At 58.8% G+C, this 21225-nt stretch carries 19 protein-coding genes; 11 read left to right on the forward strand and 8 right to left on the reverse strand.

Features of this window, described 5'->3' with window-relative positions; genetic code table 11:
* Positions 1–1780 precede the first annotated feature (1780 nt).
* From frc to BSU04_RS03925, 4 genes are all read left to right on the forward strand, one after another.
* Positions 1781–3028: a formyl-CoA transferase gene (gene frc / locus BSU04_RS03910; protein WP_089159357.1), complete on the forward strand. Its 1248-nt coding sequence runs from the start codon at positions 1781–1783 to the stop codon at positions 3026–3028.
* Between the two features lie 97 nt (positions 3029–3125).
* Positions 3126–3908, forward strand: a complete 783-nt coding sequence (locus BSU04_RS03915) for a fumarylacetoacetate hydrolase family protein (RefSeq protein WP_089159358.1) — start codon at positions 3126–3128, stop codon at positions 3906–3908.
* A 13-nt stretch (positions 3909–3921) separates the two neighbouring features.
* Positions 3922–4641, forward strand: a complete 720-nt coding sequence (locus BSU04_RS03920) for a hypothetical protein (RefSeq protein ID WP_089159359.1) — start codon at positions 3922–3924, stop codon at positions 4639–4641.
* A gap of 256 nt (positions 4642–4897) precedes the next feature.
* Positions 4898–6142 (forward strand): YbfB/YjiJ family MFS transporter, encoded by a 1245-nt coding sequence (locus BSU04_RS03925; protein WP_089159360.1) that lies wholly within the window; start codon positions 4898–4900, stop codon positions 6140–6142.
* A gap of 178 nt (positions 6143–6320) precedes the next feature.
* On the opposite strand, the gene BSU04_RS03930 is transcribed toward BSU04_RS03925, so the two are convergent.
* From BSU04_RS03930 to BSU04_RS03940, 3 genes are all read right to left on the reverse strand, one after another.
* On the reverse strand, positions 6321–6659 hold the full coding sequence (locus BSU04_RS03930; protein WP_089159361.1) for a DUF4148 domain-containing protein: 339 nt from the start codon (positions 6657–6659) through the stop codon (positions 6321–6323).
* A 283-nt stretch (positions 6660–6942) separates the two neighbouring features.
* A complete protein-coding gene (locus BSU04_RS03935) occupies positions 6943–7722 on the reverse strand; it encodes a carbon-nitrogen hydrolase family protein (protein WP_089159362.1) in 780 nt (259 codons plus the stop codon).
* Between the two features lie 29 nt (positions 7723–7751).
* A complete protein-coding gene (locus BSU04_RS03940) occupies positions 7752–8651 on the reverse strand; it encodes a LysR substrate-binding domain-containing protein (protein WP_089159363.1) in 900 nt (299 codons plus the stop codon).
* Positions 8652–9673: 1022 nt separating this feature from the next.
* Between BSU04_RS03940 and BSU04_RS03945 the strand changes: the two genes are divergently transcribed.
* The 3 genes from BSU04_RS03945 to BSU04_RS03955 all read left to right on the forward strand — a co-directional run bounded on the left by BSU04_RS03945 (position 9674) and on the right by BSU04_RS03955 (position 12040).
* The gene (locus BSU04_RS03945) at positions 9674–10021 is read left to right on the forward strand and encodes a DUF4148 domain-containing protein (RefSeq protein WP_089159364.1); all 348 of its coding nucleotides are present in this window, start codon (positions 9674–9676) and stop codon (positions 10019–10021) included.
* Between the two features lie 263 nt (positions 10022–10284).
* The gene (locus BSU04_RS03950; RefSeq protein WP_089159365.1) at positions 10285–11010 is read left to right on the forward strand and encodes an alpha/beta hydrolase; all 726 of its coding nucleotides are present in this window, start codon (positions 10285–10287) and stop codon (positions 11008–11010) included.
* Positions 11011–11242: 232 nt separating this feature from the next.
* Positions 11243–12040, forward strand: a complete 798-nt coding sequence (locus BSU04_RS03955) for a DUF4410 domain-containing protein (protein ID WP_218827224.1) — start codon at positions 11243–11245, stop codon at positions 12038–12040.
* 43 nt (positions 12041–12083) lie between these two features.
* On the opposite strand, the gene BSU04_RS03960 is transcribed toward BSU04_RS03955, so the two are convergent.
* Both BSU04_RS03960 and BSU04_RS03965 read right to left on the reverse strand, forming a co-directional pair.
* Positions 12084–12905 carry a LytR/AlgR family response regulator transcription factor gene (locus BSU04_RS03960; RefSeq protein WP_089159367.1) on the reverse strand — a complete coding sequence of 274 codons (822 nt, stop codon included), beginning with the start codon at positions 12903–12905 and terminating at the stop codon, positions 12084–12086.
* Complete coding sequence (locus BSU04_RS03965; protein ID WP_256982115.1) at positions 12902–14008, reverse strand: sensor histidine kinase; 1107 nt, start codon at positions 14006–14008, stop codon at positions 12902–12904. The genes BSU04_RS03960 and BSU04_RS03965 overlap by 4 nt, the downstream gene beginning before the upstream one ends.
* Positions 14009–14412: 404 nt before the next feature.
* On the opposite strand from BSU04_RS03965, the gene BSU04_RS03975 reads away from it, so the two are divergent.
* Positions 14413–15579 (forward strand): mandelate racemase/muconate lactonizing enzyme family protein, encoded by a 1167-nt coding sequence (locus BSU04_RS03975; RefSeq protein ID WP_089159369.1) that lies wholly within the window; start codon positions 14413–14415, stop codon positions 15577–15579.
* A 121-nt stretch (positions 15580–15700) separates the two neighbouring features.
* A complete protein-coding gene (locus tag BSU04_RS03980; protein ID WP_089159370.1) occupies positions 15701–17329 on the forward strand; it encodes an NAD-dependent malic enzyme in 1629 nt (542 codons plus the stop codon).
* A 140-nt stretch (positions 17330–17469) separates the two neighbouring features.
* Here BSU04_RS03980 and BSU04_RS03985 read toward each other — a convergent pair whose 3' ends face one another.
* Positions 17470–17994, reverse strand: a complete 525-nt coding sequence (locus BSU04_RS03985; protein ID WP_089159371.1) for a hypothetical protein — start codon at positions 17992–17994, stop codon at positions 17470–17472.
* 277 nt (positions 17995–18271) lie between these two features.
* Between BSU04_RS03985 and pyrE the strand changes: the two genes are divergently transcribed.
* A complete protein-coding gene (pyrE, locus tag BSU04_RS03990) occupies positions 18272–18787 on the forward strand; it encodes an orotate phosphoribosyltransferase (RefSeq protein WP_089159372.1) in 516 nt (171 codons plus the stop codon).
* A gap of 101 nt (positions 18788–18888) precedes the next feature.
* Positions 18889–19284 (forward strand): VOC family protein, encoded by a 396-nt coding sequence (locus tag BSU04_RS03995; protein WP_089159373.1) that lies wholly within the window; start codon positions 18889–18891, stop codon positions 19282–19284.
* 296 nt (positions 19285–19580) lie between these two features.
* Here the strand turns inward: BSU04_RS03995 and BSU04_RS04000 are convergent, their stop codons facing one another.
* Complete coding sequence (locus tag BSU04_RS04000; protein ID WP_144021111.1) at positions 19581–19850, reverse strand: hypothetical protein; 270 nt, start codon at positions 19848–19850, stop codon at positions 19581–19583.
* A gap of 960 nt (positions 19851–20810) precedes the next feature.
* Positions 20811–21047: a hypothetical protein gene (locus BSU04_RS45190; RefSeq protein WP_144021112.1), complete on the reverse strand. Its 237-nt coding sequence runs from the start codon at positions 21045–21047 to the stop codon at positions 20811–20813.
* Positions 21048–21225 lie beyond the last annotated feature (178 nt).

A 21225-nucleotide genomic window follows, 5' to 3' on the forward strand; every position in this document is an offset into this window, starting at 1 on the left:
TCTGCACCCCTATACTGCCTGATATGAGTCCGCTATTGGCCATTATCCCGGTGCTCGTACTACGCGCCAGTATGCCTGGCGCTCCTCCAGTCGAAGTAATCGAACCAGCGTTGCTGATCGTCAGCGGCCCGGCGTCGATAAAAATGCCGGGGCTGGCACTGGAGCTGATCGTTCCGGTGGCGCTTTGTGTTACGCCTCCGCCAGTGAGGAATCGCATTCCAGCGGCAGATCCTGAAATTGCGCCATCATTGATGACAGTGGCAAATCCGCTATCGCTATAAATGCCGTAAAAACCTGCAGAGCTGAGGCTCGCTCCGCTGTGGTTGATGATAGTCCCGCCATTGAGCAGTCTGATTCCTGCCACCCCAAGACTCGAATTAGCCGTACTCACAATAGTGCCGAAGTTTTCCACCGTGGCTGCGTTCGTTATGGCTGAATTCAGTTGAATGGCCGCTATGCCGGTGCTCTGCGTGTTTTGCGTGATCGTGCCACTGTTGGTCAATTGCCAGTTCTTGCTGTTATCGCCAGCAATGGCGTTGCCCGTGTTAACCGTGATAGTAGTCGCGGATGGCACCACAAAAGTATTGGTAGTCGGGTCCAGCGTTTGCAAGACAACTGGGCTGGTTGAACTGTTGATGGTGGTGGCGGAGATATTTTCCGATGCAGTTGAACCTAGTAGAAACGGAACCCCCATTAGTAGTGTTTTGACCGCTGCGTTTATCAATGGATATCGTAGCCGAATGACTCGTACTTTTCTTGGAGAGTTCGATTTATGCATGTTTGATTACCTCGTATAAAACACACTATGTCTTAACGGATCAACAGCGTTTGATACTAAGCGGTGTATTCATGTTCGGCGTAGCAGCCAGAGAAATAACGGGTGTTTTTCTATCGATTTGTTAAACGATTACATTTTTTCGGCATGCGATATAAAACCCACCTGATAACGCCAAAAATAAGGTTTCAATTCATACTCTAGCATTCAAGTTTGATATATCTCACAATAATTTTTAAACGTATTGATTGATGAGAGAGGTGAAATAATGACCATTGCCATTCGTTTTCATAAAACTATTCTCAGCGGAGGCCTCGAATGAAGATGGCCATTATTGCTAGAACAAGTGGTTTTCGTTGTCACCGAGTAAGTGCGGGTGGTGCCCCAAAAGCACGGTGCTCGCCAGAGCCGCGGAGGTGTGAAACCCTCCTTTTCCGAACACGGATACCCACATGCTTTGCCATCGATGACTGAGACAGCCTAAGGGATATCCCGCGCTAAGCCCGAATAGCCTCGCACCAAATGAACGGCATCTTTTCGCTCATGCCGCTTGATAATCCTGGCGACCCCGTGGCGTTGAGCCAGACATTCGTTTTGTAATAGTTCTGACTCTTTATCTGCGCACCACCGTCGCTTGAATGTTTAGTCACGCTACGCCCGACCCCTCCCGTTGTGAGATCCCCGCGCACTGCAGCAAAAAATCACCCAATCTGTCATAGCACAAGCATCTTCAGCCTGCTGCGTCGCACAATTCCCTGCGTGCCGCGCGAAAACCCTTGACTAATACTGTGTATGGAATATTGTATATCACAGTGACGACACTTTATTTCCGGCACCATGAGGGCGCTCCCCATCTACAGAAGCGGAAAAAACAGCCCATCATGGTCGGAGCAATACGAAACAAAACGAATCCGCAACACTAAAACCCGGCACGGCCCACAGGGCACTACCGAAGAGCATCACAAGTACCACGATATAAAACCTACTAAAGGTTAGGAGACAGGCATGAGCAAAGCCCTAGACGGGGTGCGTATCCTCGATTTCACGCACGTTCAATCGGGCCCGACCTGCACGCAATTGCTTGCATGGTTCGGCGCCGATGTCATCAAGGTCGAGCGCGCCGGCGCCGGCGACATCACGCGCGAGCAACTGCGCGATATCCCCGACGCCGACAGCCTCTACTTCACCATGCTCAACCACAACAAACGTTCGATCACCATCGATACGAAAAACCCCGACGGCAAAAAGGTCCTCGAGTCGCTCGTGAAGAGTTGCGACGTGCTGGTCGAGAATTTCGCCCCCGGCGCACTCGACCGCATGGGCTTCACATGGGAACGCATCCAGGAACTGAACCCGAGGATGATCGTGGCATCGGTGAAAGGCTTCGGCCCCGGCCCCTACGAAGACTGCAAGGTCTACGAGAACGTCGCACAGTGCGCAGGCGGTGCGGCTTCGACCACAGGTTTCGACGACGGGCCGCCGGTCGTCAGCGGCGCCCAAATCGGCGACTCAGGCACGGGCCTGCATCTCGCGCTCGGCATTGTCACCGCGCTCTACCAACGCAACGCCACCGGCCGCGGCCAGAAGGTGCTCGCCGCCATGCAGGACGGCGTGCTCAACCTCTGCCGCGTGAAACTGCGCGATCAGCAACGGCTTGAACGCACCGGCACGATGAAGGAATACCCGCAGTATCCAAACGGCACGTTCGGCGAGGCCGTGCCGCGTGCCGGCAACGCGTCCGGCGGCGGCCAGCCCGGCTGGATCCTGAAATGCAAGGGCTGGGAAACCGATCCGAACGCGTACATCTACTTCATCACGCAAGCGCCGGTCTGGGGCGAGATCTGCAAGGTGATCGGCAAGGAAGAATGGATCGACCATCCCGACTTCCGCACACCGGCCGCACGGCTTCCGCACCTCAAGGGCATCTTCGCCGAGATCGAACAGTGGACGATGACCAAGACCAAGTTCGAAGCCATGGAGATCCTGAACCAGCACGACATTCCATGCGGCCCGATCCTCTCGATGAAGGAAATTGCCGAAGACCCGTCGCTGCGCAAGACCGGCACGATCGTTGAAGTGGACCATCCGGTGCGCGGCAAATACCTCACCGTAGGCAACCCGATCAAGCTCTCCGATAGCCCGACCGACGTCGTGCGCTCACCTCTGCTCGGCGAGCATACCGACGAAGTGATGGCGGAACTCGGATACTCGCCCGATCAGATCGCGACGTTGCGAAGCCTCGGGGCGATCTAGGGTCGTCTCGTACGTAGGGACCGGCGGGCAGGTATCGCTGCGGGTTCCGGCTGCCGTTTTGCAGAGACGGCAACACCACTTCTTCAGGGCTTTCAACGTGGCTAACTGGATACGTTTTTCCTGCGCCGATGGCGCGGTGGGCTTCGGTACGCTGTCCGAATATGGCAGGCGCGTGATGCGGTACGAGGGTTCTCCTTTCGACATCGACGGCACGCAGCCGACGGGCGAGGAGATGGGCATAGAAGAGGTCACGCTGCTGGCACCCTGCCAGCCGGGCAAGATCGTTGCGCTCTGGAACAACTTCTACGCGCTATCGAAGAAGCTCGATAAAGCGCCGCCCAAACATCCCCTGTTCCTGATCAAGCCCGCACGGTCGGTGATCGGCACGCACGAGGCGATACGGCGGCCCGTCAGCTACGACGGCAAGATTGCCTACGAAGGCGAGCTAGGCATCGTGATCGGCCGGCGTTGCTCGTCGGTATCGGTGGAAGAAGCGGAGGCCGCGATCTTCGGCTACACGTGCGTCAACGACGTCACGGCGGGCGAACTCCTTCAGGAAGATCCGAACTTTCCGCAATGGTGCCGCGCGAAGGGTTTCGATACCTTCGGGTGCCTTGGACCCACGATCGCAACCGGATTCGACTGGCGTGCGGCGCACGTGATCACCACGCTTGACGGTGTCGAGCGGCAAAACTATCCGATCGACGACATGATCTTCACGCCCGCCGAACAGGTCAGCCTGATCTCGCACGACATGACGCTTGAACCCGGCGATGTCATCGCCTGCGGCACGTCGCTCGGCATCGGCTCGATCAAGGACGGCGCCGAGGTGTGTGTCTCGATCAAGGGTATCGGGACCCTGGTCAATCGCTTGCTCTGATGCGGAGACATCAATGCTCGACGGTGCGTTGTGTGCGTTTGCAGTGATGGCGTCGATGCAGAGCCTGAAGGCGCCGGGCGCAGTCTCGCCCACGCGGCGGCAGGCGTTGCGCGATGCAACCGGCGTGGGGGCGGCGGTGATCGTTGCTTACGGCATGGCGACGGGCTTCGACTCGACGCTTGTCGCGTTGGCCATCGCGGCGTTCGCGATGCTGACGCCGCGGTTAGGCCGGACCACGCCCGCATCGATGCAAAGTGCGCTGGCGCTCGCCGCGCTTGCTTCGGCATCGGCAGATCGTGTGCTCGGTTTCGACCCGGGCGCTTCGCTCGAGCTGACGGCGCTCGGCGGCATCGTGGCGATTGCGTTGGCGTTCGTACTGAGCCGCGTGCGCTTCGGGGTATCGAATGCACGACTGACTAGCGCGATGCACTTCGCCTGCGCCGCGTTGTGCACGGTCATCGCCTACACCGCTGGGTTCGAAGGCGGCGCGGTGGCGGTGGTGATCATCGGCGCGATGGTCGCGTTGATCGGCGCTTACCTGGCAATGGCGATGGCCGATCGCGCGTATCCGGTCTTTATCGCTGCATTGAATGGCTACGCCGCGTGTTCGGTTGTCGCGGCCGGCGTCGGGCTGGCAAATGGCGCGCTGGTGGTGACCGGTGTGGCGCTCGTGCTCGGATGCGTGGCGACTTGCACGAATGTCAGGCCGTCGGGTGCGGCGAGCGAGAAGTAGGGCTTCGGGTCTGGCCACCGGTAACGAGATAGCGTGCTTCGGCACGCTATCTGCGTTTTGCAGCTGTGTTTTTGTTAAGCCAAAGGGCGGACCTGGCATCAAGGCATCAAGCAGGGGAGCAGGGAGCAGGGAGCGAAGGGCGCGGAAGCCAAGGCGCGTTACCATAGCGACACGCCGCCAGATACCGTGGCCGCTTCCGGTGACGTTTATGTCCCCGTTCCTGTTTAGCCCGTCAGCCCACCAGCCGCCTTAGCCGATGATCGACGACACACGCAGCACCGAGGCACAGGCAGCACCTGTTCATGCATCACGCTCTCGCCGGCACACGCTCGTTCTGGCCGCGGGTTTGTCATTCGGCAGCGCTATCGCGCTGGGCCTCACGCGCTTCTCCTACGCACTCCTGCTGCCCGCCATGAAGGCCGATCTCGGCTGGAGCTTTGCGCAAGCCGGCGCGATGAACACCGCCAATGCACTTGGTTATCTGCTTGGTGCGCTCGCTTTTCCGTTTGTATCGCGTCGATGGCCTGTGGGTCTCTGTTTCATCGCGGGATGTGTCTTGACGGCAGCGTTGATGAGCATCGGCGGCCTGGTTTCCAATACCCATGCGTTGCTCGCGCAACGAGTCGTCACCGGTATCAGCAGTGCGTTGATTTTCGTCGGCGGCGGGGTGTTGGCCGCGCGTCTCGCATCGGCCCATCCACGCGATGCAGGCCTGGTGCTCGGGCTCTTTTACGGCGGCGCGGGGAGCGGGATAGTCGTCGCGGCGCTACTCGTGCCCGTGACCACGATCAGCGGACCGCATGGCTGGCAATGGGCCTGGTTCGCGTTGGCTGCGGCCTGCGCGTTGGCGTCCATAGCAGCGATTGCCGCCGCTCGCAGGATCGAGCACAGCGAACCATCGCCGGTGTTTGCTGCCGCACGCGCTGCTTCGCCAGTGCGTCCAAGCCCTTTGCCCTGGCGACGCTTCGGTTTCATGCTGGCCGGTTACGCGCTTTTCGGCGTGGGCTATATCGGCTACATGACCTTTCTCATCGCGCTGCTACGCGCAGCCGGCATGAGCGCGGCCGTGGTGACCGCGTTCTACGTACTGCTCGGTCTGGCGACAATTGTCTCGGCCCGGCTCTGGTCGGGACTGCTCAACCGCATGAGCGGCGGGAAGGCATTGGCGGTGTTCAACGCGGTTCTCGCGTTCGCTACCGTGATGCCCACGCTGTTCACGCAACCAGTGGTGGCATTCGTATCGGGCGCGTTATTCGGTGCGACGTTTTTGTCGGCGGTAGCGTCGACTACAGCGTTCGTCCGGCACAATCTTCCGGCCGTGCAATGGACCCGCGGGATCGGTGCATTTACGATCGTGTTCGCTGTGGGGCAGATTGTCGGGCCGATCGTAATTGGCTGGATCTCGGATGGTGCCGGTCTCGCTCGTGGACTCGTGTATTCGTCGATCCTGCTTGCCGCAGGCGCTATCCTCGCGATGTTGCAGAAGCCGTTGCGCGTTTGAGGGCGCCGCAACGGCTATCTGTTGATGCGAGGATCAGACTTGGATAATACTGAGGATGGCTTAGTAGTCTGCCACACATAAAAAAATTGCTCACGGCTTTTAAGCAATGAACGATTTTTGAGTTCCTACCTTCCTACGCTAAGCGGTCAATCCGCGGCGCAGTTGATCAAATCTTATCTTAGTGACCAAAGTAAATCGAATGCTGGTCGTTGCCCGAAACCGGGGCGACGGTAACCCGCAAGCCTGAAGCAGATGTACCACTGGTCGACGGGCCGTACGATTGTGACGCTACCCCGTTCGATGCATCAACGCGTTGCTGCGCTTGCTGCAGTGCTTGAGGATAGTAATTGTCGTTGGTCGCCGGGCTGTAGCCGGCCTTTTCCAGCTGGGTCAACTGGGCGCGGACTTCCGCACGCGTCACAGGCGCGTTGTTGTCCTGAGCAAATGCAAATGTAGGAGCGGCGAGCGCAGAGGCAATAAGCAGGGCCGGGAGAAGTGACTTGGCTAACTTGATCATGATGAAACCTCCATAGATTGTTTTCGGTTTCGGAAGTCGTTGAGACTGAGTTCTATGTCTGCATGCGCTTCTGATGAATACAAATCTAGGTCGCCTATTGCCTCTTTGACACGATAGTTTCGGCGAAAGATATTTGCCGTTTCGAGAACAATAAGCGTGTTTCGCCAAGCTGGTGCATACGAGGTGCCCCGTTTCGGTAACAAATCGCCGAATTAAGCGGTTGCCAACAAATCAGCAATAAATGCCCGACATAGTCCATTTCCCGTGCCCCGGCCGGTCCAAGTCAGGGCATCTCTTTCACGTAACACGGGTACTGCGCTTTCTGCGCTCGGGCTGCATCAAGATCGATCGTGACAATGCGCACCGGCGTTTCTTCACTGGTTTCCTCGAGCAGAACACCTTGAGGCGACACCCCGAATCCGGCGCCTCCAAACTGTTGGCCAAGCGCGCCCGGACCATGCCGGTTCGAACTGACGAACCACGCACCCGACACGATGGCTGCCATCGTGCCCGCCGTTTTCCATCGCGCCAGCGACGTTCCGGTTGCACGTGGCGTCACGACGAGGTCGGCGCCGTCTCGACCATACGCTCGTGCGCGGTCGTTGAAGAACAACTCGGTGCAAAGCAACACGCCCACCTTGACCTGTCCGACTTGCATGCAGTCGAATCCGCCCGCGCCGCGCACGTACCATGCTTCCTCGAAGAAACCCGGCTCCTGCGGGAAGTACTTCTTGTGATGGATCATGCGATACGCGTTCGATTCCAGCACGAACGCCTCGTTGGCGAGGCGACCGTTGAAGGCAACCGGACGCGATGAAATCACCGCCGCAGCGCCAAGGTTGCTCAACGCATCCAGGGCGCGCTCATGCAGCGCGATGCTACGTTGCGCGGCTTGCGCATCGAAGCTTGCATGCTCCGCGAGCCACGGGCCGAACGGCATTTCGTTGGTGACGAGAATATCGGGGCGGGCAGTTTCCACGGAGCGGCGAATGGCATCCCATGCCGGCCCTTCCGGTTGCAATCCTTCGGGCCACTGTAAATACGCAATGCGGGCAGTTGTCATGACGGAGCAGTCGATATCAACAAGCGGGGTTACTGGGACGCGCGAAAGTGCTCGACCAGGAAGTCGATGAATGCACGAATACGCGCGGGTTGGTTGCGGCGGCTTGGATAGTAGACAAACAGGTCCGCCGGCGGCAAAAGGAATTCCGGCAGCACGACTTTCAGCCTGCCGCTTTCGAGGTATTTCGCGAGGTCCCATTCTGAGCGGATCGAGATGCCATGTCCATCAAGCGCCCATCCGAGTACGATGTCGCCGTCATTGCTCGAGAGTCCACCGTGCACCTTGACCGACACCGTCTCGCCTTCGCGCGTAAAACGCCAGACGCCGTAGGCGTCGTCATTCTGCCGATGAAGGATGGTCCGGTGGCGCGCAAGATCCGCAAGCGCGCCCGGGTTGCCGTGCTGCTGCAGATAGGCCGGCGATGCGCACAGGAAGCGCCGGTTCGACATGATGCGGCGCGCGTTCAGCCGCGTATCAGGTAACGCGCCGAAGCGGATCGCGAGATCGAAACCTTGCTCGACGATATCCACCGGGCGGTCCGTCACATCCAGTTGAACCTCGACCTGCGGATAACGCTGCACGAACGCGGAGACGAGCGGCGAGATGGTCGTGCGGCCGAAGCCGAGCGAGGCATTCACACGCAATATGCCGCGTGGCGCTTCGCGGCTGCGCGATACGGCGTCTTCCATCTCACTCACCGCGGCAAGAATACGCGTAGCATGCCGCAGATACGTGTCGCCTTCGTCTGTGAGGCTAGCACTGCGTGTCGTGCGGTTCACGAGCCTGACGCCCAGGCGCTGCTCCATCAGCGCCAGCCGCCGGGTGGCTGCCGGTGGCGTCAGATCAAGCGCACGGGCGGCCGCCGACAAGCTGCCGAGGCGCGCCAGCTGGACAAAAAACTCGAGATCGGAGGTGACGTCGTTTTTCACTTGAACTGAATACGCTTTGAGTGGGTTCAATCATCGGCCTGTGATTCAGCCGGCCGGCTCAGTGCCTTCCCTGACAGGGGTTTCAGCCCGATATCAATGTCAAGACCCGCATTTTGGTTTCAGGCGGAAGCAATCGATATCACGCCGGAATGCGGGCAAGCTTTGGGCAAGCGGGGGCGCTGGTCAAATCCTGAAACTTTTCTGCCCCCGGCAAGCGACTTCGTCATGAAACCGCGCTCACGCATCGCCGACTCGAAGTGTACAAGAACCCCTGGACCGAACCTGAGCGTCTGAACGTTGCGCCGGGTTTGCGACTGCTTGTCGCCGGCGAAATGTACGAGCGCACGATCAGAGCATTCGACTCCGGGGAAACAAATAAGCCTTGACCGTGTGTCATCTGGAGTACGTCGCGTCGCAATGCGCTGCCGTACCGAAGATCCCAAAGAAAAATCACGCTAGGGTAAAAAGTAGCCGGACCCCGCGCCGTCAGTCCGCACGCTCCATACTCCTGATTCACAAAGCACGCGCGTTTCGCGACTTCTCCAATGCGTTTCGCGACGCGTATGGCCGATCTGTCGCAAAACGGTGGAGACGGACGCGCGTTGGAGCGAATATTTGCCTGTCGTAAGGAACTGATGTCTGGCGCAGACCGGTAAAGGGATGCCGGGATACCGACCCCGTACTTTGATCCGCTTCAAGAAAAGTCTGCAATTAATCCTGGCCCCTGTGTTTGCCTCATATGGACAGGAGTGAGCCGATCAGCCATCAGTGGACCAGAATGTCGAAGTTAGCTGTCCTGTCCCGCAAGAAGAATACATCGTCATTCAGTTAGGAATGCGATGTTAAAGGAAGTGAACGTCCGAACATGACGAATTGGTAATGATCGTGTCGCTGTTTTGAAGTCATGGGTGGATCAAACTGTTTCCGAGTCACCTGAAAGATGTTTCAACCCAATTATTTATCACCCGCTGACAGGTGTATGTCCTGCTCAGTGACCTTAACTTAATGAAGGAATCTCAATCATGTCGAAAATTCTCGTTGGTATCGCTCTCGCCGTCGCTACCCTTGGTGCCCCGGTTCTCAGCTTCGCCCAGTCGAATGCGCCGCTGACGCGCGCAGAAGTGCGCGCTGACCTCGTTCGTGTCGAGCAGGCCGGTTATACCCCGGGCGCTAACGACATCAACTACCCGTCGGACATTCAGGCGGCCGAAGCCAAGATCGCTGCGCAGAATGACCAGCAACTGGCAAACCAGGCCGTTGGCGGTGTCGCGGAGAACGGTAGCTCAGCGTCGGGCGCGGCAACCCATACGGCGATGCAGTCCAACTGCGTCGGTCCGGTCAGCTTCTGCAATTTGTTCTTCGGTAGCTAAGTGACGCGGTGCGGATCCTGTGCAATGTGCTGTCGTACGCAGGATCCTCGCATGTTCTGGATGTAGAGATAGACGGCTTGATAGACATGTGCTTCGCGCAGTCCCGCGTGGAGACGGATCAAGCCAGCTATTTCTTAAACTTTTCCCCCTTTATTCAAGCTGCTTATTTCAGCCCCTATTGATGGAGTTTCGTCGTGAAGATCTTGCCTTTCGCTGCATCTGTTTTGTCCCTTTCCGCATGCGTGTTCGCCGCTTCCGCTGCCATGGCGCAGGACACCCAACCCACCACGACTCCGGTCAAGAACGTTGTTCTGGTACACGGCGCATGGGTGGACGGCTCAGGCTGGAAGCCGGTCTATGACATCCTGACCAAGGACGGCTACCACGTCACCATGGTGCAGGAGCCGCTGAGCTCGCTCGACGACGATGTCGCTGCCGCCAAACGCGTGATCGACCTGCAGGACGGCCCGACTATTCTGGTAGCGCACAGCTATGGCGGCTCGATCATCACCGAAGCGGGTGTCGATCCGAAGGTGGCCGGCCTGGTGTATGTGGCCGCGCATGCACCGGCAGTCGGCGAAGACGAGTCCGATCTGGGTAAGCAATATCCCAGCTATACGTCGAAGCAGCCCGGCGCGATCAAGAAGACCGACGACGGCTATACATACCTGAATCCAGCGGATTTTCCGAAGGACTTCGCTGCTGATTTGCCGCTCAAGCAAGCCCAGTTCGAAGCACAATCGCAGATCCTGACCGCCGCGAAGGTCTTCTCCCAGCCGATGACAGCCGCCGCCTGGACCACCAAGCCAAGCTGGGGCATCGTGGCCGGTGCCGACAAGATCATCAATCCGGATCTCGAGCGTTTCTACTACCAGCGCGCCCATAGCCATACGACCGTGCTGGCGGGTGCAAGCCACTCCGTCTACGAATCGCGTCCGAAGGAAGTGGCCGCGGTGATTGAAGACGCGGCGAAGCACGCCCAGCAGTAATACGCCCACGGGCAGTCAAATGCGCGGGCGCCTGGACTGGCGTGTTCGCGTGACTGCCTTCGTTCTTTCGATCGCGCCAAGGAATGGCTCTGAGCCTGACTTTACGACGGCGCGGAGGCCTTTTGCGACCTGTCACCGCGCTTCGTCGCAATGCCGTGGCAGCGAGTGCGCAGGATGTCCACTATACGCGTCGGAGAAAGCGAACCCGCTGACTCCGAACGCGGCCCTATCGGTGCAGCAAGCCGAGCGAAAGCGGGACGGTGCATTGCTATCAACTAGAGGAATCGATATGAAACGGACCGTGATCGCCGCCGTCTTTTTGACATTTGCAGGGCTTCAAGCCGCGCAGGCGCAAGACAGCGTCGGCAATTTTTTGACAGGTGGGGCCAAGGTCGATGAAGTCGAACTTGGCGGCGAGGTTCACGATCTTCCTAAACCGGACATAGTGCTGGTGCGCGACTTTGCCGCGCCGACCAGCACCGTAACGATGGACACTTCCCTTGCGGCGAAGTTGCGCAGGCGCAGGATGCACTTGTTCGGAACCAGCGACGACCTGACGCCGGTTAGGCTGGTGCAGAGCGTTCAGACGGCCTTCACGCAAGGGCTGTCCGACGAGCTAAAGAAGGTGCAGATTCCAACCGGGAAGGCTGGGGCATCCGCCGGGGCCAGTGCCCGTTCCAGTCTTGTGGTCGACGGTGAATTCATTGCTATCGACGAAGGCAACGAAAGCAAGCGGATCATGGTTGGCCTTGGGCGGGGTGCAACCGCTGTCAGGATGCACGTCACTGTGTCTTCCGTCAGTTCCGGTCGTTCAACGGCTGTATTGGCTTTCGACGTGAGCTCGGCCAGCGGTAAGTCGCCCGGTGCGCTTTTAATTATGGGAAGCGGGTCGCTTGCTGCCGGTGCGGCCAAGAAAGCGGTTGGCAACACTCGATCAACCGCGGAGCACGACGCATCCCGCATGGGCAAACTCGTTGCGCTGCAGATCGAAGCGTCGATGGATGGCCAGCAACGGATTGCAAGCCGATAGCGGGGAGCGGCCACCGAAGCTCGCTATGTCGGCGACATTCGTCTTATATGCCGCGGAAGCGGTCCGCGTAAAGCCGGCTGACGACAAGGCGGTCCGGGTGCTCTCGCAGCGTCAAAGTCAGCTTGCCGGACTCGTCGCGTTGCGCGCTGGCGATCGCATCGCAATGCACCACCGAACCTCGATGGATCTGCCAGAACCGTTGCGGGTCGAGTCTCTGCAGCAATTCCTTCAGTGACGACCGGACCAGGTGTTCGCGTTGCGCCGTGACGACACGCACGTATTTGTCGGCCGCCTCGAAGTACAGGACATCATCGACGGGCACCATTGAAATGGTGTTGCCTACGCTCGCCTGGATGATGCGCAGCGGCGCGCTGTCCTGTGCGAGGTGTGCTGGTTGCGGGCTGCCGGCTGCGAGCAGTTCGCGCATCTGGATAACGATGCCGCCTAGCGACGCGGGCACGCTGCTGTCGGGCGATCGCTCTTTCAGACGCTCTTTCAGGCGTGCACAGGTTTGTTCGAGCCGGGGCGTTTGCACGGGCTTGAGCACGTAGTCGAAGGCCGCGCGCTCGAAGGCTTGAACCGCGTACTCGTCGTAGGCCGTGACGAATACAATCAGCGGAAACGGCTTGCCGCCTTCAGGCCATTCTTCGGCGAGCGCCTCTGCACATTCGAGCCCGGTCATGCCCGGCATGCGGATATCGAGGAAAAGCATGTCGGGCTGAAGTCGAAGCGCCTCTCGCGCCGCACTCCGCCCGTCGCCCACGATGGCAACGATCTCCAGATCCGGCCACAAACCCACTAGTTCGGATTGCAGGTTGGCGGCCAGCAGCGCTTCGTCTTCTGCGATCAGTGCAGTCGTTTTCATTTTGCATCTTTCCTTGAACATGGCAGCGTGACGACGGCAAGCGTGCCGCCATCCTCGTTGTGCGCCGGTCGCAGCGCCAGCGTGCCGGCCGGGCCGTACAACGTGAAAAGACGCTCGCGCACCTGCTGCAGCCCGAAGCGGGCGCCATGGTGCGCTTGCGCGTCGAGGCCGACGCCCGTGTCGCGGACAGTCAACACCAGATGGCTCGCGTGACGCTCTGCAGTCACGACCACACGTCCGCCGCTCACTTTGGGCTCGAGCCCGTGCTTGATGGCGTTTTCCACCAGCGGTTGCAGCAGCAGCGGTGGCACCTGGTAAGCCGATAATTGCTGAGGGAGATCGAGCTGAATTTGCAAGCGTGGCCCCATCCGAATCTGCATCAGCGCGAGATAGTCAGAGATACGCGCGAATTCCGCCGAAAGCGTATGAGATCCCGCGCGCGACGCGGCAAGCGTTGAGCGCAGGAAGCCAATCAGGTGATCAAGCATTGCCTGTGCGCGCAGTGGATCATGCCCGATCAGCACACGCAGATTCGCCAGCGTGTTGAAAAGCATGTGCGGTTCGAGCTGCGACTCGAGCAGCTTGAGCTGACTTTCCGCAGCTGTCCGTTGTGCGGCTTCGGCTCGCAACTCGATCGCCGCCATCCGGTTACGCGCATAGAACACGTAGGTCAGGAAGCCCGCCGGCATCAGCGCCACGGCGATGCTGATCATCACTGTGCGTGCGTCATGTGCCACCAAGATCGGGATATAACGAATCCCGAGCAGGACATCGCCGACGCGAATGCCGGCGAAGTAGCCAATCACCACGCTCACGACCACCCACGGCAACATCCATCTCCAACCCGGCCAGTTTCGCGCGGCGTCGGCGTCGGCGTCGGCGTCGTCACGCCCCTGCCGCCGTCGCTGGTACGCCAGCATGTGGCGTCCGCCTGCCACGAGGCACTGGACGATCGCAGCAATGCATGCCGCATAGACGAGATCATCCGCGAACGATTCCTGGTAGATCGTGCTGTACAGCCACGCGCAGCCGACTGTGGTCAGGGCATAGATCCACAGCCGTCGCCAGAACGGCTGGAGCAGGGACAGTGTGAAAGATGGCATCGCGTGTTTCCTGGGCAGATCAGGACGATTGTACGTTGAGGCGCCGATGGTAATGCTTGGGCGTGGACATCTCAACCCGGCTGCGACGAACTGCCGTTTCGCGGCGCGCAACATTGACATGACGGTGCAACGCCTATGGCGCTTCGCCGGGGTCTTGCAGGCAAGCGCGCCGATTGTGGCAAAGATAGGTGCAAAGATAGGGGCAAATTGCTGGCTACGCAAAGTCCTGCAATGCAGTGAGAGCCTTTCCTGATAAGGGTCGGCGTTTTTTAATCGCTCATTCTTCACTTAAACTGAATAATCATATGTGTATCGGTGAAGCGTAACGCGGCTGCGCGCGCGTAAGCTTCGCTATCAGCCTACGCGCCCTCGGACGCATTCCTTGGCACTCAGGAGACAGTCACATGAAAATCGTGGAAATCCGCGAGCAAACCATTCCGATCAGTTCATCCATTCGGAATGCGTATATTGACTTCAGCAAGATGACGCTGAGTCTCGTTGCCGTCATCACCGACGTCATTCGTGACGGCAAGCCAGTCGTTGGCTACGGATTCAATTCGAACGGGCGGTACGGCCAAGGCAAGCTGATGCGCGAACGTTTTATTCCGCGTGTGCTGGAAGCCGAGCCGGATTCATTAGTGGATGCGTCGGGCAATAACCTTGACCCGCACAAGATCTGGACCACGATGTTCACGAACGAAAAGCCCGGCGGTCACGGCGAGCGCTCGGTGGCGATCGGCACTATCGACATGGCGGTATGGGATGCGGTCGCGAAGATCGAGGGCAAGCCGCTGTTCCAGTTGCTGGCGGACCGGTACGGCAACGGCACGCCGGACCGCGATATCTTCGTCTATGCGGCGGGCGGCTATTACTATCCCGGCCAGGATTTCGGCAAGCTCAAGGACGAGATGCGCAGCTATATTGACCGCGGTTATACGGTGGTCAAGAAGAAGATAGGCGGCGGGTCGCTCGACGACGATCTGCGCCGGATCGATGCGGTGCTGTCCGTGCTGCAGGACGGTCAAAAGCTTGCCGTGGATGCGAACGGGCGCTTCGACCTGGACACGGCCATTCAGTATGCGAAGGCCCTCTCGCAATACGACTTGTTCTGGTACGAAGAGGCGGGCGATCCACTCGATTTCGAACTGCAGGCCACGCTGAGAAATTACTACGACAAGCCAATGGCAACCGGCGAGAATTTGTTCTCGATGCAGGATGCGCGTAACCTGATCCGCTATGGCGGCATGCGGGCCGATCGCGATTACCTGCAATTCGACTGCGCGCTGAGCTACGGGCTGGTCGAATATTTGCGCACGCTGGACATGCTGCATCAGCACGGCTGGTCGCGCTCACGCTGCATTCCTCACGGCGGCCACCAGATGTCATTGAACATTGCGGCGGGTCTCGGCCTGGGCGGCAACGAGTCTTATCCGGACCTGTTCCAGCCGTTTGGCGGCTTTCCGGACGGCGTGAAAGTGCACGACGGCTACGTGAGCTTGCCGGAGCTTCCCGGCATCGGCTTTGAAGGCAAGAGCGATTTGTATGTCCACATGCAGGCTTTGTCGTCGTAAGGATTTCATCTCTTCGTCGTCGCGTGGCTTAGCTATTTTCTAGCGGTTGACGTAGCGGCGCCCGACGTATTCATACGCTATTCGGCGCAGTCCGTAAGCGCCGGCTGACAGGAATATTGCAATGCAAAAACCTAGCGAGCTTACCGGCCGCGATCTCCTTCGCGATCCCCGTCTTAACAAAGGCTCCGCCTTTACCGACGCCGAACGTCGCCAATACCATCTCGAAGGGTTGCTGCCCCCGGGCAGCAGTTCACTGGACTTGCAGGTCGCGCGTACGCATACGGAACTGGCTGCCCTCGACAACGACCTGCAAAAATACCTTCTGTTGTCCGATCTCCAGGCCCGCAACGAGACCTTGTTCTACGCCACGATCATGTCCGATCCGGCGACGTTCATGCCCCTGGTGTACACACCGACGGTCGGCGAGGCGTGCCAGAAATTCAACCATATCTTCCGTGCGACGCGGGGCATGTATGTGCCGATCTCGGCGCGCGGCAGGGTGAAAGAGCTGCTGCAAAATTGGCCGGAGAAGGAGGTTCGCTTTATCGTGGTGACGGATGGCGAACGTATTCTCGGGCTTGGGGATCTGGGCGTTGGCGGGATGGGTATTCCTATCGGCAAGCTCTCGCTCTACACGGCCTGCGCAGGCGTGCCGCCGCAATACTGCTTGCCGGTGATGCTGGACGTGGGCACCAATAACCAGGATCTGCTCGACGATCCCCTGTATCTGGGCCTGCGTCAGGAACGCGTGCGGGGCGACGACTACCATGCATTCGTGAACGAGTTCGTCGAAGCGGCGCTTGAACTGCATCCGAAATGCTGCATCCAGTGGGAAGACTTCGCCAACTTCAACGCCGTGCCGCTGCTCGCGCGATACAAAGAGAAGATCTGCACCTATAACGACGACATCCAGGGCACCGCCGCCGTCGCGCTGGCGGGGATTTTCGCCGCGCTCCACATCTCGAAGCAAAAGCTCGTCGACCAGCGGTTCCTGTTCCTGGGCGGCGGCTCGGCGGGAACCGGCATTGCAGAACTGATCAGCCAGGCGATGGTGCTGGAAGGCTTGAGTATTGACGAAGCACGGGCGCGCAACGCGCTGTTCGACGTGAACGGGCTGATGGTGAAATCGCGTCAGGACCTGGCCGATTTTCAGAAGCCTTTCGCCGTGGATCACGCCCCCGTGGATACGTTTGCTGACGCAGTGAAGGCGCTGAAACCGACGGGCATCATTGGTGTCAGTACCGTGCCCAAGCTGTTCAACCAGCAGGTGATCGAGGCGATGGCAGAGATCAACGAGCGGCCGATCATCTTCCCGTATTCCAACCCGACTTCACGCTCCGAGTGTACGGCCGAGGAAGCGTACCGGTGGTCCTCCGGCCGCGCTATTTTCGCGAGCGGCAGTCCGTTCCCGCCGGTCGAAATAGAAGGGCGCACGTTTGTGCCCGGACAAGGCAACAACGTCTATATTTTCCCCGCGCTGGGCATGGCCGTGTTCGCCACCCAGGCGACTCGGGTCACGGACGAAATGTTCATTATCGCGGCGAAAGCAGTGGCCGAGCAGGTCTCCGAAACCAGTCTTGCAACCGGCCTGATCTATCCGCCGCAGAGCAAGATTTTTGAGGCCTCGCTCCATGTGGCCGTGCGCGTGGCCGAGTGTATTTTCGACAATCAACTGGCGCGCGTGCCAAGACCAGACGACATTACCGCACTGATCCGCGGCTGTGCTTATAAGCCGGCATACGCGCTCTGAGCTGGGCAGGCGTTCGACGCCGGTGTCGATTTATTCAAGCCCGATTTCACCGGGACTGGAACATCTCGAACGCTTTTGGTGGGTTCGGGCCGGAGATTCCGGCCCAAGCGGATTCACGCTGCTTTCATGATGCGGATGCGCTAGGCGAGCGCGGCCCGGATCCGGTCGATCGCCGTGATGTTCGGCGCGCCGTTGCCAAGCCGTTCACGAGGGCACCACGGGTACGGTAGCGCGCCGGCCCACCGGAGGATTGGCTCGACGGTATCCTGCGGCAATGTCGTCATCTCTTCTATCGTGATACGGAGTTGCCGGACCTGTCCGGAATTCTCCGCCGCAAGCCACTCGTACCGGCCGAAACCGGCACGCGCCAAGCCGGTGCTTTTCTCCGACATGCAGACAAGCCAGTTGCAACTGAACGCCGGTCCTGCGGCGGGCGGGGCGCCGATGCAGAACGTGTAAACATTCTCATAGCGCTGCGCAAACCCGCTGACCAGAACATCCGAAATGGCTTTCGCCCCTTTGACCGTGCCCGGAAACGAGATTTCCGAGGTATTCACTTGCATCGTCAGTTCGGCATCGGCGGTAAATGCGTCGGCGATCAAAAACGGGCGATTTCCGTCCTTTGCCCGAATATAGGTTTCGATAGATTTTTGCAGGGAGATCATGGGCGGTTCAGTGACCAGGCTGACAAGGCGGGAAATGATGCGGCCCCCAGTCTATCGCCGCCTGACGCCTGCAGGGCGGTATCCCTTCGCCCTTGGCGGGCATGCGGGCGACGTCTTATCGAGGTCCTTGACGGCCGGATAATTCAGGCTGGCCCCGGCCATTGCGCCATATCGGAAAAGCCGGGCTTGGGATAATTGCTTCCTCGAAAGCGAGTTTTCGCGTAGATTTGCGACCGCGAAACAATTGTTACCCGGTAAAAGTAAGAGGAAACCATTCATGAGCATTGCCCGGCGAATCCGCGAAGTGTCCAAGTTGAGCGGCGATTTCCTGCTGCGTTCAGGCACGCGCAGCAACACCTACTTCGACAAATATCGCTTCGAGTCCGATCCCGTATTGCTGAAGGCGATTGCGGAAGCGATGGTGCCCCTGATCCCCCCCGGCACTGAAATATTGGGCGGACTCGAGATGGGCGGCATTCCAATCGTGACCATGCTCAGCCAGGTGACCGGCTTGCCTGCCGCGTATATCCGCAAGGAAGCGAAAGAGTACGGCACCTGCAAGTATGCGGAAGGCGCCGAGCTGGCCGGACGCAAGCTTGTGCTGGTCGAGGACATTGTGTCGAGTGGCGGCGCAATTTCCGACGCGGTCGCCAAACTGCGCGCCGATGGCGTGCCGGTTTCGCTGACGTTGTGCGTGATCGACCGTGAAAGCGGCGGTAAGGAAATGCTCGCAGGAATTGGGATTGAATTGAAATCCCTCTATACCTTCTCGCAGATAGAAGCCGGGCAGTAAAGGCTTGCCTTGCGGCGATTCCGTGCAATTCCGTGCCGATTCCGCGCGCTCTGAGCACTCTGAGCGCGCCATCCTGAGTCTTCATCCCTGAGCGGCCGAGCATGCAGCTTCTTGATCACGTTTCTATCGGTGTTCCTGATCTTGACATTGCCCGGCGTTTTTACGACGCCATCATGAGCGCGCTCGGTGCAGCGAAGGTGTATGACTTGCCACACGCGCTTGGATACGGCGAACGGTGCACGCCGCAGGATTGCGCATCGACTTATCTAGCGGTGTACCTGGATCGGGGTGTGATAGGCGACAACAAGCGGCACTGGTGTTTCAAGGCCGTGTCGCGTGCGCAGGTCGACGCGTTCAACGCGGCCGGCCTTGCGGCTGGGGGGAGTTCGGACGGACCGCCAGGGTTGCGATCCGACTACCACGCTGGTTATTACGCCGCCTTCCTGCTTGATCCGGTGGGCAATCGCGTTGAAGCGGTCTGTCACCTCGTCGTCTGACGGCCGGTTTTCTCAAGCTCTCACTAAGCGTGCGCAATAAGCGCCCGCATTACCCGAAAAATAGTTGCGTGCGCCGGAAGTCATCGGCGGTGATGGCTTGTTCGCCGGTCTTGTCGATATTGGTTTTGTCCCGCCACAGCGGCACGAAACTGCGCGACCAACGCCATGAATACGTTGTCCCGGGTCTCGAGTTCCGCACTGAGCGCCTCGGACTTCGCGATCAGGCCCGGTGAACCTACTGCGCCCGAGTCGAGATAACCATTAGCATCGCCAAGTTGTTTTGGGATCTGACGTGGCTATTGAATCTGGTCGGCGTCAGTCGAGGCCTGCTGGTGCCGATGCCCATGGCCTCTACCAGTTGCGGCCGGAGCGCTGGCTTGAACCGGCGCCGCGGGCGGATGGTTGATGTACTGGAAGTTCTGCGCGATGGCCGAGTTGGGTGTGTCCTGACTGAACTGTGCGTTAGCTGAAGAAACGAACAACAGACAAGCGACGCCCGGAGCAAAAAGAATACGGTTCATTTGTGGCTCGCTTGCATTGATGAGGCCCGTGATTTTCAGTCGCATGATCCGGTCGGATGGAAACACCATGGTTGCCGCAAACCGCGGCCGCTGACCCGGCTCATGATCGTGACCAGAGCGACGTAATCAAAGCGTGAAGAAAAAAACGGCCCACCCAAGAGGGCGGGCCAAGCTGCAGTCACTTGCATCACTCACAACCGCGTCTTGGGAGAAGACGCCCGTCGAGTGTATGCCGTGGTTGTCGTGGATGCGTTGCAAGTCTGCTTACATGCGTTACACCGCATGACAAGGGGTCCTTCAAAGTAGGAGGAACAAGCCTTGCACATAGTTGGCGGCGCTGCCTGCCGCGGCCTGACAGGCAGCGTGATGAATGAAGCACATGGCATCCGGATAGCCGGATAGATTACAAAATGCCGACATGAAACGAGTATTGAGTGAAGTTTGACTAGGGTCACCGAGTTGCGATCCGAGCTTAATTGAAGATTATTCACGTTCGATTCACACTTGACTCACCACTTGACTCACCACTTGACTCACCCCTTAACTCACGTTAACCCTAGCGGTTTTTGGCACAAAAAATTGCGAAAAGTTGTTATCCAATTTGCTTTCGAGCCGTTAACAAGGGGAATAGGTGGACAACCATCGACCGGCGGGAAACTCTTGGGACGCGTGATCGACGACATCATCAACCGTGAATGCCGGGGTTGAGGCGTGTTGTTCAACGTCCGCCGATGTCGGCGTCTGTACTGCCTGTATATGAATAACTCGCTTTGTGAAGCCACTTCACTTTTTACCAGCCTCACACTTATGGAAAACACCATGAAGAAAATTGCCATCACCCTTGCTCTCGCAGCGACAACGTTTTGCGCTATCGCCCCGGCCTACGCTGCGCCGTATCACCACCATCGCGAGTGCCACAAAGTGAGAGTGCATCACCATTGGGAAAATCGCTGCCATTGATTGCGGGGAGCATTCCGGCTGATCGATGTGCCGGCTTGGCATCGATCAGCCGGTTAAATCCGCGCCATCCACCGAGAGATATTCAAACTCTCCGGCATAGCGATTAAGCAGCTTTTGAAAAAGCCGTTCCGCATTTCGCCGGAACGGCTTTTTCGCATCCGGCATTTCACTGCGCAACGGGTATCTTGACGCTGTTGCATTGCAATGACAGCCTTGTCGGGCAAGCACCTTCCAGAAGAAAGATCGTCGCGCGCCACTGCGGAGCGAATAGAATAATTGCATGATGAATGGGTGCCGGGGTGCGCATCAAGGAACTGGACCAATCAGGCAGATCAAAAGGTGGGACGTGCAAGCCAGGCATTGACTGATTGCATGGGTGACGTCGGCTTTAGGGAAACCGTCCCGCAAGCGGGAGAATCGATCGGCGAAGTGCAAACAGGCGTGGGTCGGCTTGGGTCCG

The sequence above is a fragment of the Caballeronia sordidicola genome (assembly GCF_002220365.1).
GTDB lineage: Bacteria > Pseudomonadota > Gammaproteobacteria > Burkholderiales > Burkholderiaceae > Caballeronia > Caballeronia sordidicola_C.